General features: G+C 46.0%; 7 protein-coding genes. 1 reads left to right on the forward strand and 6 read right to left on the reverse strand.

Annotated features, from left to right (window positions below):
- Window positions 1–55: 55 nt before the first annotated feature.
- Both ABEQ74_RS25845 and ABEQ74_RS25850 read right to left on the reverse strand, forming a co-directional pair.
- Window positions 56–589 carry a chromate transporter gene (locus ABEQ74_RS25845; RefSeq protein WP_430125104.1) on the reverse strand — a complete coding sequence of 178 codons (534 nt, stop codon included), beginning with the start codon at window positions 587–589 and terminating at the stop codon, window positions 56–58.
- Between the two features lie 12 nt (window positions 590–601).
- Entirely contained in the window at window positions 602–1,222 is a 621-nt protein-coding gene (locus ABEQ74_RS25850) for a chromate transporter (RefSeq protein WP_430125105.1), read from the reverse strand.
- Between the two features lie 204 nt (window positions 1,223–1,426).
- Here ABEQ74_RS25850 and ABEQ74_RS25855 point away from each other — a divergent pair, with 204 nt between their 5' ends.
- Window positions 1,427–2,635, forward strand: coding sequence for an ROK family protein (locus ABEQ74_RS25855; protein ID WP_430125106.1), 1,209 nt, complete (start codon window positions 1,427–1,429; stop codon window positions 2,633–2,635).
- Between the two features lie 184 nt (window positions 2,636–2,819).
- Here the strand turns inward: ABEQ74_RS25855 and ABEQ74_RS25860 are convergent, their stop codons facing one another.
- The 4 genes from ABEQ74_RS25860 to ABEQ74_RS25875 form a co-directional block, all read right to left on the reverse strand.
- The gene (locus ABEQ74_RS25860; RefSeq protein ID WP_430125107.1) at window positions 2,820–10,304 is read right to left on the reverse strand and encodes an endo-alpha-N-acetylgalactosaminidase family protein; all 7,485 of its coding nucleotides are present in this window, start codon (window positions 10,302–10,304) and stop codon (window positions 2,820–2,822) included.
- A gap of 173 nt (window positions 10,305–10,477) precedes the next feature.
- Complete coding sequence (gene gnpA, locus ABEQ74_RS25865; RefSeq protein ID WP_430125108.1) at window positions 10,478–12,652, reverse strand: 1,3-beta-galactosyl-N-acetylhexosamine phosphorylase; 2,175 nt, start codon at window positions 12,650–12,652, stop codon at window positions 10,478–10,480.
- A 15-nt stretch (window positions 12,653–12,667) separates the two neighbouring features.
- Complete coding sequence (locus ABEQ74_RS25870) at window positions 12,668–12,847, reverse strand: DUF6903 family protein (RefSeq protein WP_430125109.1); 180 nt, start codon at window positions 12,845–12,847, stop codon at window positions 12,668–12,670.
- A gap of 10 nt (window positions 12,848–12,857) precedes the next feature.
- Window positions 12,858–13,751 (reverse strand): carbohydrate ABC transporter permease, encoded by an 894-nt coding sequence (locus ABEQ74_RS25875; RefSeq protein WP_430125110.1) that lies wholly within the window; start codon window positions 13,749–13,751, stop codon window positions 12,858–12,860.
- Between the last annotated feature and the right edge of the window lie 2 nt (window positions 13,752–13,753).

Here is a 13,753-nt window from a genome sequence, read left to right on the forward strand (position 1 = left end):
AAGTGTCCTTCTGAAATCAGGACCATGTTCGAGACATCCTGGCGCCCCTACTTGACTAAAAAAATGCAATACCAAGAATCCCGGAAGCGAAGATAATACTGAGCGGGTGAAGTTTATGCTTAATTAAGCCATATAACCCCAAAACGACAATGATCAAGGTGCCGAGTGTCTGCCAGCTCATAAAGACTTGTTCTTTTCCCATAAACCCGAAGCGAATCGCCGCAAAAATGATCAAGCCCGTAATGACTGGCCGCAAACCGTAAAACATCTTTTTTATCCACTGATTATCCCTTGCCCGGTACAATAAAATCGAAAGTACGATCACAATGATGAGGGAAGGCAAAATCATACCGATGGTTGATACGACAGCTCCCCATGTACCGGCAACCCGATATCCAATCAAGGTCGCACTATTGGTTGCTACAGAGCCGGGCGCCATTCCAGCAATGGATACCGTCTCTTGAAATTCCGTTTCCGATAACCATCCGCCCTGGAGCGCTTCATGCTGAATCATCGGGATAATGGCGTACCCCCCTCCAAAGGAGAGCAGGCCAATCTTGAAAAAGACAAAAAATAAATTCCAGATCACATGATGCCCTCCCTAGATGTAATATTCGGGGTAGTTCGACTCTTCCGAAGAAGTGTTCTGTCCCTCCTTCTCCATTCTTAGGTCCAACCCTAGCCATCCTTTAATTTGCAATATTATGAATCCAATAATTAGACCTGCAAGAATAGCATATAGAGGATTGACCCCAGTGAAGAGCAGAACAACCAACACAATAAGAGCTGTCGCTGCCGTAGCTTTATCAAAAATAGCGTTCTTGGCCATTCGATAAGCAGCAACCACGATTAATGCAATGACAGCAGCGTGAATGCCTTTCATTGCAGCAGCAACTTTCGGCTGATCGGCAAGCTGCGCATAGATGGTGCTAAGTAAACATACGATTGCAAACGTGGGGAGCGTGATACCAACAATGGCAGTAATAGCACCCAGAACCCCTGCCAGCCGATAGCCGATAAAGGCCGCAGCGTTGACCCCTACCCCTCCAGGGGCAGCCCCGGCCAATGAGAGAATATCATCCATTTCCTCTTCGCTAAGCCAATTCCGTTTCTCGGAAACTTCCCTCTCGATCATCGGGATCATCGCATATCCACCACCAAAGGTGACTGGACCAATGCGTAAGAATACCCAAAACAACCGGAATAAAAGGCTTATCTTCATGTTACTTCTCGTTATTGTATGGGTTTCAAAACCTCTTTTTATCGTTGTTCTCATAAACTTCATCCCTCTATGTTGTATCTGTCGTATTTTCATTATAACACTTTTTTCCGAAATGGAATTAAGTTTTTATGAACGTGGAAATACATTTATTTCAAAATGGGTTATACTTGATTGGAATAATTAAGGATTACTCGGAGGTATATCGTGGACAAACGCCCGGCATCCATTCCATCGCAAAAAAAACTACTATATGACTATATTGCAGAGCAAGGAACCGTATCCAAACTGGATCTTTTAAATGTATTTTCATTTACGAAAAGTACGATGACACGCATATTGGAAGAAATGACGAACGAGGGTTTGCTAATAGAATCCGGTTTTGGAGAATCTAGCGGAGGCAGAAGACCTATTTTATATCAAATTAATCCATCCTACGGTTATATCTTGGGTTTAGAGATTTCCAGGGTATACTCCTCCCTTGGATTATTCGATATGCATATGAATCCAAAATCCATTACGCATTGGCGGATGGATCAGACCTTCACGCCGGAGAGATTTGTGGAGCATGTCAGCCTTCAAACCCGGGCTTTTCTGAGGGACCATCAACTTGAAGAAAGTCAGATCATCGGTATGGGGATCGGAGCGGTCGGTCCGCTGAATCGGGAGAAGGGATTGATTCTAACCCCCCTGCATTTCCCTGCCGCCGGATGGAACAATTTCCCGATCTGCCGACTGGTCGAGGAACAGCTCGGGTTCAAGGCCGTTCTGGACAACGGGGCTAATACAGCTCTGCTGGGGGAACGCTGGTCTATCCGTCATGCAAACATCCAGCATATGCTGTATGTACATGCAGGAGCGGGTCTACGGTATGCGATGATGTCGCATGGACAAATTGTTCACGGCACGATGGACATGGAGGATGCAATAGGTGAAATGATTATCCAAACGAATGGCCCCCGGTTAAACAATAAGGGAAACTCCGGTGCGTTGGAGGCATTTGTTTCTCTCCAGGCCTTAGAACAGCGGGCACGCTCTGAGGCGAGCATGAGTCGTGATCAATTTCTCGACACCTATAAAGTAACGGCAGAGAATGTGAATTACGATGTATTGCTAAAAGCCCTCAGGGATGATAATCCCTATACGTTGAAACTATTCACCGATGCCGCATTCCATTTCGGAATTGGTCTTGCCAACGTGATTAACCTCTTCCATCCTGAAACCATTATCCTGGGGGGCGCGCTAATTCAGTCCCACGAATTATTCTTCCGTACTGCCGTAGAGGTGGCACAGAACAATATTTATCGTTATCCCGAATACCGGCCTCAATTTTCTTTGGGTACCTTGAAGGAGGAAGCTGTTGTTACCGGTGCAGCGATAATGGTCAGAAATCAAATGGACCTTAATATAAAATGAGTTTCATTCAAACACCTATTCTTGTACATACACAAGCGGCTTCGCTTCCGATATGGTGTGTTAAGGCGATTTACAATGGAATCATCGAGACTTTGGAAGCAATCAACCGATAAATTATAAAAAACGGGACTTGGGTAATTTCCCCAAGTCCCGTTTTTCGTAGAGCTTAAAATAATCGCTGCGATTACTGCTCCAAATACATTAACAATCTGTTGAACAAAACTGCTGCCTCAGCCCGGGACAAATCACTTTTCGGATTGAGTTTAAAATCAGGTGTGCCTTGAATGAGGCCCAGCTCGATACAAATGGCCAATGCCTGCTTCGACCAGCTTCCTGCCCGATCCATATCTTTATATTTAACCAGCACCTTGTCCGCATTAACTGACATTTCCGGTAGTTTGCCTTTCAATTCTAGGGCTCTTACCATAATAACAGCCATCTCTTCACGGCTTAAAGGTTTCGTAGGTTCGAACAAACCTCCTGCATACCCCTTGAACAAGCCTGCATCCGTCGCAGCGCTAACATCCTCTTTGTACCATTTGTCATTGGATACGTCCTTAAAGGAGGCGGATCCACTCGCCTTAAGATCAAGTGCCCTGGTTAACATAGCTGCGATTTCCGAACGGTTAATGGTCCGGTTTGGAGCGAATTTCTGCTCCGTTATGCCCCTGATAATGCCTCGGCTCACAAGAGCCTCAATATCCTTGTTCGCCCAGTGACCAACGGTGTCCATGAATGCCTTAGGCTTATTGGTATCGGTATCTGGCTTCGTTACCGGTTCATTCTCCTTACCGGATCCATTGTTCGGATTTGAAGGAGTCTCCGGTTTCGTACCTGTGCCTGGGTTCGGTCCGGTACCTGGATCTGATCCTGTATCTGGGTTCGATCCTGTATCTGGGTTCGATCCAGTTCCTGGATTTGTTCCTGGGTTTGTACCCGGATTTGTTCCTGGATCCGTACCTGGATTGCTGTTGTCCTTTGCCTTAACGTTTACAGTCGAAATCGCTTTGATATCTGTCCCATCGACCGAACCTTCGACCTGGAATGTTCCTTCCTGCGCATAACTCGAAGGATTCACTAAATCCCAGACTACAGCAGTCTCCCGTGTCGTCTGATTGCTCAAGACCACCGTCACTTGGGCAGGCAGCACCGGAGCTGTTCCAGCTACCGTTTCAACCTTGATCTCATGAATAGAAACAATATTCAAGGCTAATACCAGACCCTTTATCGCGTTCTCCAGTTCTGCCCGTGCTTCGTCTAACAATGCGATCGTCGCTGCAGGATTCTTAATGAGCTTCTCGGCTTTATCCAAAGCCGCAGCCACATTGGCCCATGTCTCAAAAGTATAATCCGAACTCTTCAACATAAGAGCCTCATCGATCACTTGTTGCAGAAGCTCCTTCGAAGTGTCCACATCATTTGCCTTAATATAGAAGTTATCCAGAATAAAGGCGTAGTCGGATGTGGGGTTGCCCGCCCCTTTGGACACCATTTTGAAGATGACCTGGTAATCATCTCGATCACCCGTTGAGAACTGCTCCTGGAATCGGTTATAGTCGCCGGATTTATTGCCACTATTGGCTAAAGTGCTAAGTGTTTCTTTGAGCACTACATCTCCCGTGGAGCGTGACTGTACAGAGACTTCATAACCGGCATACGCTTCCAGCGTGTAAATAAAACCTAATTCATATTCCGTATTTGGTTTCAATTTGACACTGGATTCATTCGTTTTAATTAATTTGCCAACATCCGTTTCATTCAATTTCAACGAATTCTCTCCGTCAAGAACCCAGGTCATAACCGGACCGACTTTATTCTCAGATGCCTGAACGATTGGATTATTGTCATGAGGGTTGCTTCGGTCAGTTGCAATATGGATTTTTCTGCTTCCGCCGCCATACTCGAACGGCCCCCAACCTTCGTACACATTTTCAAAATCTTCATAGACCACGTAGCCCTTGTTCGTAGGGTCCTTCTCTACCGTCGTATGTTTCCAAATGCGAGCATCGTCAAATAGTACAGTACCCGCTCCCTCATCAGCTACAAGCCTGACGGTTGCCGTAGTAACCCCCTCAGGAACTTTGAATTCCACGCTCATTCTTTGCCACTTTGTATCCACGTATTTGAAAGACGATTTATGAATGCCGTCCTTCCCTGTCACTTCATTGGAATAGACTTTACCGTTTACCGTAACCTGAAGCGAGGACTTTCTCCCCTTTTCCGTCTGGGTCCATACCCCTACTGTGTAATCCTGACCCGGTTGCAGTCCGGTAATTTCTTGGGATAACACGCCAGCTTTGCTGCCGACCTGAGCATATCTATTCCAATTCGAATTGTTCATTTCTTTGGTGATGTCGTATTCTTCATCGCCTTGAACAGTTTCGATTGTAATGTTAGCCGGATCATCGACTGTCCATGAACCCGGTTCATTGAACTGCTCTGAGTTGAAGGCAAAATCCTTAATCAGGCTTCCTTCTCCCCAATTACCCGCGTTAGGCACCAATGTCAAAGCATCAGCGGATGCAGGATACAGTACATATGGCGTGTTTTTCTTTGCCTTGTCGATGGTAAGCGATCCATTCCGAGCAGTAAGCGTATCGACAAGCACTTTACCTTGTTGAGTTAACTCGTACATTTTAAACTGACCCACGGCTTTAAAGTCGTCCGTCAATTCCCATGTGGTTGATTTACCCGTTGTATTCCAGTGGTACAGCTTTGCACCATCGTTGACGCCCAGGGTATGATTGGTCTTAATATCCCAAACCCATGGAATCAGAGAGTTGGCCTCGCCTGTATGACGAACCGATTCGTCGGTAGTCGTCCCCGTATCTTTCCAAGAAGAGATCAGCTTTCCGTTCTTGGTAAGCTCAATCAGACCGGTGGCTTTATTCCGCTTAGAGATTACTTCGTTATCAAAAGTGATTTGATCTTCCTCATATTTCAGGACACCGAAATGTTGCATGTACTTCGTCGGTAATACCTCGTTGAAGAATACCGTTACACCTTGCTGTACATCCGGCTTGGAATCTCCCCAAGTTGTAACGCCCGGAATTTTCTGTCCTTTGAACAAGGCATTACCTACAAAAATATCCAGATCATTCTTCACCATTCTTGAAAGAATACTGTTATTTCCTTTATTCGGGTATCCCAAATCCGGGCCCCAGTGAACAAAGCTTGCACCCGGCTCCATCGGGCCGGCAAATTCTGTTCCGATTTTGATTCCAAGTTCATTGGCGTATTGCAACAACTTATAAGCGTTGTAGTCATTGCCTGTATACACGTCTATATAGTAGAAATCCAGCGCAGGGTCATTGGGGTCGTTAGGGTCCTTCGTGAGATTATACAGATTTGTAAATCGTGATTTCAATTCCCCACCCAAAACTTCCTTCGTTTGATCTACATAATAGGCCGTATCGATCCAATCCCAACCTTTGGAGAGCCTATCTGTTTTCGGCCCATTCGCTGTCGCCCCGGTAAGGTTGGAGTAATACAATTCGTTGGCATCCAGTTGGTACTCTGTTGCATTCAAATGAACGCCGACGCTGAGGTTGTACTTATCTCCCTCGTCGATCAAATAGTTGAATTCTTCCAATCCGCCTTGTCTTACGCCAATATTGGAGTAGGAAGGAATGTCATCATCATGCCCTTCCGCTTGATACCCCTTATGGAGGACCATCTGTCCAAAACCATCCGTATAGTTGTACAGAACTTTCCCTGTATCCAAACTGTTCAAGAACGGATCGTTCGCTTGGCTTGCAAAGTTGAAGGCAATGTACATCAAATTGTTCTTCATGTCCTGCGCGCCAAACGGCTCTCTGTAAATTTCTGTCCGGTAAGCGACAGCCGCATCCTGCCAATCCGTTATCCCATCGTTATTCCGTTCTCCGGTGATAACCACTTCATACCATGGCAGCGATTCCGTCTCATTGCTTTGAAGGTGACGATAAGTCCAACTGCCCGGCTTCACTGTTACTTTATTGACAAGCGGTTTCTTCTCGGTGGCAATAATCAATTTATTACCGCCGCTCATTACGTTGTTCTCTACCGATGCTCCGAGGCCGTCTCCGCTTACCATAGCCATCGTAACTCCGCTCGTACCGCTTTGCTTCATAAGAGACAGGTTATCCACCAATTCTTCCGTAATTCCGTGCCACTGTCCATCCGATTTATTCCACGCATACGTTGCCTGATCCATCGAGCTGTTCACGTGGATCAGCGAATTGTTCAATTGGATCGAACGCACTAAGAAGTCCGTGTTCTCGGTAATTTTATCCATTTCAAAACGAACTACATGGTTCGCCTTAACCTCGAGATGTCCCTCCATCACAACGCCAATCTCATCAACCGTCATCGTATATTGATATACACTGTCGCTCTCTTTCTTCGATACTGTGCGCGGCATATAGTCCTTGTTATTAATCTTCAAGCTGTTTGATTGCTCCACATCGGCCTGTAGCGAGTGATTATCGAGCTGATAATCTACAATACCCGGAAAATCCTTGTATACCGTAACCTTCAGGCCGTCCTTCTCGATGGTATCCGTCTCTGAAGTTAGCTGCAGCTTAGGCAGTGACTCTAGTTCGACCATCTTCAATTGACTCACGGTCAGAGTCTTGGCGCTATACCAGGAACGAAGACCAAACCAACCTGGCTCTACGGTCATTTTTTCTTCCATTACTGTACCCAAATCCGTAGTTACGCCTTCGGAATCGGTAATTTTCAAACTAATCGTCGTTCCTACCAAACGAAGCTCGATGTGATAGAACGCATCTGCTTTCATCTGATAAGTACCCGGGAAGGAGACCTCATTCCCGTCTGCCGTGACTTTCCACTTTCCGTTAATATCGTGAACCACCGATATATAACGGTCGGCAGCCGACCCTCTTAATACAAATCCATACCGGCCGCCATCGGATCCTGCAGATACACTCGTTTTGAAATCAAAACTCACCTGCTGATCCATGAATTTCGGACTGTCCTTATCCACGGCGAGTGTCACTCCAGGCATGCTCAACTGAACTTGACTAACACCATGAGAGAGCACTTCCGGTTTACTACTATCAAGCGGGCCCCAGTTCTGCACCGTATAATCCGGTGTGTACACCCGAATTTCTTCAGCCGTGATTGCGTCAATCTGAATCTGGATCGCTTCGTGGCCGGCATTATAAATGCCAAAGGAGTCTTGCGCATATCCAATCACATTCGTACTGCCAACCTTAATTCCATTCACATAGAGACCTAACTCGTTCTCAATGATTTCTACGCGCAGCGTATAATCTTTGCCGGGTACAAGGGCTGTAGCGCTGCCAATATCAATGACATCACTGCTGCCGTCTTGCTTGTATTTCCAATTCCCCGGAGAGTCTTCATAAATCGAGATGTTCCCTACTTTAATGCCGGCAGCTCCATCCGCCTGCATTTTCACTTGATATATCCCGTTTGCCACTGGGGATACGTCTTTATTAACAGCAGTTGATCCCGCTTCAATTGTGCCGTGCAGATATCCTCCCGAGATCTGCGGCGTACCACTTAAACCTTCCCAATCGAGAATGGAATCGCTTTCATAATACTCTTCATACCTCATTTTATCGGCACCCAGAGATGTATTCATTTCAGGGAACTCTTCGGTGAAGAGAATATTATCGAGATAAATGGAATCTTGGGCACTCACCCCAAAACGTCCTTCTCCGAATTGCTGTCCTCCAGATAAGCTTGCATGCAATTCAGCACCGTTAATGCTTAAGGTAACGGCAGAATTGGAATATTGGAGTCCGATTTTATTCCAGCTATAAGGTTTAGGAGTGAAATCGGTAATATCGGATGCAACAAAATCAATGCTGTCGGCACCCTTTTTCAATGTCCACTTCATGCCTTCATATTTAACAACTGCGTCATCGCCGATCACAAATCCGAGATCATTTGATGTAGGTTTTACATCCAACATAAAGGTCGCACTTTGTAAGGACGGTGCATCCATATTGATTGCTTTGTCTGTGATCCCGGAAAGCTTTAATACTTTGTTGCTGCCTTCTGTAAGAATCGTAGCATCGGCACCATTCCAGGTTCCCTTAATTCCATCTTCAAAATCATTATTGTATTGAACGATTTGCTTGGGTTCAATCGTTTGGTTCGTATACTGCACATTGTCGATCTGCAGCTCTACAGTGCTTCTGATACGTAGACCGAAACGTCCAGCCGCTTCTGTAAATTGATCGAACGTAATGTCGCCTATGAGCTTTTTATTCATGTAAACCGTTATTGTTTTTTCGTTAAAGTTAAACATGAGGTTGTTCCAGCGCCCTTGAAGCGGGTAAGGGATATTCATCTTGCTTCCCCAACCGTTGCTGGATTCCGGTATCCATTGACTAGGATCTACCCCAATTTCACTGAAAATGCTCGCGTCATCGTTCATTCTGAATCCAAAAGCAAACCCTTGTCCACTCCCCAGCTTCTCCGGATTAATTAATTTGAAGTCTAAGGAGAGAGTACCTTGTTGAATTTGCGGGGAATCCAAGTCGACGCCACGTTCTTTTGACCCTTTTTTAAGGGAGAGCACTCTATTGCCCGTAAGATCAGTCACAACGGTGGCATTTAACCCTGACCAATTCGGGATATAACTCGGATCTTCATAATCTTGAACATAATTAATTACGTTTGAAGGTTTATCCTTCGTACCTACGCCTGCAATGCGCAATTCCTTAATGGCAACTTCTCCTGTTGCAAAGCGCTTGTACAGACCAATCTGGCCTAAACCGGACACCTGACTCATTAATTCCGTATTCTCATTGTAATACGTCTCTCCGTCCACAATAACCAAGAGCTTCGTACCGCTAAAGCCGATTTGAATGTGATAATCTTTATCCATTTTTAATTCCGGTCCTTTAAATGCTTCCCATTTGCCAGTCCCGTCCGGATTCTGAATGACCCAGGTAGTGCCGGCGTCATAACGGATAGACAACCCTTTTTGATTGTCGCTCGATCCCAGAACAAAACCGATATTTCCTTGATTTGAACTGGTATAACGCATGGTTGTATCAATGATGCCTGCGGAAAGCCAAGGAGCTTTATCCCATGTTGCTATAGCTCCGCTACCTCCCAGATTGCTAATCGCTACGGTCAAACCGTTATTGACAGAAGCCGATCCGTTTCCATGAACGAATGTCATGGCCTCGGGTTCCATAGACTGATAATTGTTCGTATAAGATACAACTTCTTGACCTTCAGGAACGTTGTTCTTTATTTCGTCAAGAAAGCCCTCCAGATCCACCTTATCCGTCAGTACCTCAGGCTTATCCATAACCGTGACTTCAGCTTCGGCCTTAACGCTCGTATCCTGTACGCTTCCCTCTACGCTAAAAGTACCCGCCTGCGCATAGCTCGAAGGTTCGATCGAATCCCATACCACTGTAACTTCCGTGGTGGTGGTATCACTGTATACTGCTTGCGTTACTGAAGGAAGTAACGGCTGCTCACCTACGTAAGTTTCAACTGAAATTTTAGGAATACTGACTATTATTTTGTCTTGTGCCGCAGTGGGAGAATCTCCCCCGCCTTCTTCTGCTGCAAAAGAAGAGTTCCCCGGAATAAGTATCAACTGACTAAAAGCCATTAACAAAACCAGCATCCAGATAAGAAATCTAGGCATCTTGTTATTACTTTTTTTCCGCACGTATTAGCCCCTCCTACTATGGTTTCAAATTATCTTACACATCACGTAAGCGCTTGCAAATAATCTTTGCCACCAACTCTTTTGGGTTTTTATCTACATTTTCAGTGCAGAGGTTGTCCCAGGATCATGTTCCTCGTGCCGGGACAACCTCTTCTATTTACAATGGGTCAAGTTTAAATCTCGTACCACTTGATCTCGTTCGCTTCCAGTTTCAGTGAGAAGCTGGAACCGTCACCGCGATAAACGACCGTTTCCTGCGGCTCATACGTATTGTTCACCACGCAGTATTTGCCGTTCTTCACATAAGCGTGCACTTCTACATTGTAATTCTCGCTGAACCAGCGGTTCAGCTCATGGTCACTGCTGGCGCTCCACAGGATCGCACGGTACAACAGGCGGCTGTTCTCAAAGCTGTACGGCAAACCGCTTATATATACGCTTCGTCCCCCACCGAATTCATTCACCGCGAGTTGAACTTCCTTGTCCTTTTGACGGAGAATCGTAGTACCTTCGAGGGCAAAAATATTCTTTTTGCCTTCGCCAAAGTCGATTTCCTTGCTTCCGTCCAGGTTTGTTTTGCAGTCCGCTGTAATGAAATGGTCATGCTCCTCCCAGTTATACTTATCGTATCCCAGGGTAAAGCCGCGTTCTTCTTCTACGCCGAGAACATTAGCCAACTGGAAGAAGCGTCCTTGGGCTTGATGCGCGGTCGGCTCGCCAACACCGATCAATCCGCCGCCTTTATGAACAAAGCTTTTTACCGCGGTAACAATATCGGTGTCGAGCCACCACTCCCCGCCCGTATAGGCTGTATCCGCATCACCAACATTTAATATCACATCAATTCCATCTAAAACGGAAGGATCTTGTTTGATATCGTCAAAGCTGATGAATTTCACATCGAAAGGCGCCCCGGAAAGTGTTTCAATAATGCCGGCATAACTGTAATTTTGCTTGTAATACAGTGCGTGATGGACCATATGGTTGCCCCAGGCCCGCATCTTGCCCCAACAGTTAAGCACGGCTACCGTTTTAACGTAGTACGGTGTCGTTCCCTGTACGTTGTCATAGAGGGTACGGAACTCATCCGTAACGCTTTCTACATAGTCAACAAACTCCGGAAAATCAAGGGCAAGCTTCAGATATCCACCGTAACCAATCCGGTCAATCGGTTTACGAAGGATGGCACGTCTGGCGGTAACCCAATTCACTTTAGCTTCTTTTACGGGATCTCCACCTTCATGGAAGGTATCTGGAAAGAAGTAAGGCAAGAAGCGGCCTTCCGTATATTTAACGCCGGGAATGTCACTGATCAATCTTAGCGTCGAACCGTTGCCTACACTGCCGACTACGGCATCAAGACCAATCGAAGCAAATTCCTCCATGAACGGCTCGGTACCGATCCAATGATCGCCCAGGAACATCATGGCTTCCTTACCATATTCGTGTGTAATATCGACCATTTCCTTGGCCAGCTTCGCTACTTCGCGGCGCTGAAATGCTTGGAAATCTCGAAACTCCTTGCTGGGAATCCGATAGTTGTTGTTGTAATAACCTTGATCGATAATAAATTCAGGTCTGAATCTATACCCGACCTCTTCCTCAAACTGCTCGAGGATATAGGGGCTGACTGAAGCCGAATAACCGTACCAGTCTACGTATTTCTCCCGAGCAAGCTCATCAAATATTAGTGTGAATTGATGGAAGAAGGTTGTGTATCGAATGACATTGACATAAGGATGATCTTCAATGAATTTACGGATCCGCTGCATCGTGAATTCACGGGTTTTCGGCTGGCGAACATCAAAGGTCATTTGACGCTCGAAGTCCTTCCAATCGTTGGTGACCGCATTGTACATATGAACCGGGTCCCACATAATATAAGCCAAAAAACTAACGGTATAGTCATGGAACGGATGAGTTGAAATGGTCACATCACCGGTTAGTTCATCATAGCTCCATTGTTCGATCGGAACGACCTCTCCGGTCGTACGGTCGACGACTTCCCACCAGCGCTGAATATCATCGCGGCAGTTTACTTTGAGCATGTCCGGATAAAGCCCCTTCATGAGGTGAATGGACAGGCTCTCACCTTCTGCCGTATAAAATGGTGTCATCAGATACATTTGTTGAATTTCGTCCGGATTGGCCTTGGCCCATACGTTATCCTTCCGGGTTGTATAATAAGTGGAGTAGACCTTGGCATCGACATCCTGCAGTTCGGCTGGAAATTCAGTACCATCGCAGTCGCGGACAGCGTCCGCTCCCCAGCGTTTCATGATCTCCAGCGTTTGCGGAATGACGTCAATATCAGTAGGTATCGTCACACTTCCTCGTTTTGTATTCATGGATGGAAGACTCCTTTATTTATATTTACGATTGTATAGCCACAGCAGCGTGATCAGCATAGCGAGCCCCAGCAGCATAAGCCCTAGTCCGGGAGCGCCGATGTCCTTTTGCCCGACAATAACCAATCCGACCCCGACGATAAAAACAATCAGCATCAACAACATACGCAGATAATTCTTCAGGAAATCATTCATCGTAAGCACCTTATCCTTTCAGCCCACCCATGGTCATGCCCTGGGTAAGCTTCTTCTGGACCAGCATATAAATAATCAGTGTTGGCAGCATGACTAGTACAAGACCTGCATACATCTGACCGTATTCCACTGCGGATTTTTGTGCTGCCATCAGGTTCATCAAGCCGACCGGCAATGTTTTGAGGGCCGGTTTGGTCAGGAGGGTCATGGAGATGATGTACTCATTCCAGAAAGACAGGAAATTGAACAGGATAACCGTTACAATGCTGGGTTTAGCCATCGGCATAATAATCTGCACCATGGTACGGAAATAACCAGCGCCATCCACGGATGCGGCTTCTTCATATTCTTTAGGCAGGGATTTAAAGTATCCCGACATCAGGTAGATCGTAAAGGACAGCGACATTGCAGCATAAACAATAGCCAGAACAAACAGGTTGTTCAGCAAGAAGGGATGTCCTACAACACTCCGAAGTGCCTTGTCACCGTTGTTGAGCATGAGAAAGATAGGCACGACGATATAGTTGACATTAATAAACAAGCCAGCCATAAACATCGTAGTCCAAATTCCATTTCCTCTGAATTTAAATCGTGACAGCACATACGCGGCCGGTAACGCGACAATCAACAGAATTGCCAGTGCCAAGACCGTCACCAACACAGAGTTAAGCATGAAAGAGCCCATCTTGGCTTTCAGCCAGGCATCGGCAAAGTTCTGTAGATGCATTCCAACCGGGAGCGCCCAGGGGTTGCCATAAAACTCGCTGTCCTGTTTGACGGAAGCCATGAATGCCCATAGAACAGGGATAAGGATGATGATGGCTAAAGCTATCAGCACAACATAGATCAAGCCTTTATATAATTTGTTGCTAACGCCTTGGAGAGAGCGGTTGTCTGTTTTCATCG

The sequence above is a fragment of the Paenibacillus solani genome (genome assembly GCF_050475945.1).
In the GTDB taxonomy this organism is placed as follows: domain Bacteria; phylum Bacillota; class Bacilli; order Paenibacillales; family Paenibacillaceae; genus Paenibacillus_AQ; species Paenibacillus_AQ solani_A.

Coding starts and splice junctions, on each gene's coding strand:
- ABEQ74_RS25850 (WP_430125105.1), bottom strand. CDS start 1,222: ATGAAGATAAGCCTTTTATTCCGGTTGTTTTGGGTATTCTTACGCATT.
- gnpA (WP_430125108.1), bottom strand. CDS start 12,652: ATGAATACAAAACGAGGAAGTGTGACGATACCTACTGATATTGACGTC.
- ABEQ74_RS25870 (WP_430125109.1), bottom strand. CDS start 12,847: ATGAATGATTTCCTGAAGAATTATCTGCGTATGTTGTTGATGCTGATT.
- ABEQ74_RS25875 (WP_430125110.1), bottom strand. CDS start 13,751: ATGAAAACAGACAACCGCTCTCTCCAAGGCGTTAGCAACAAATTATAT.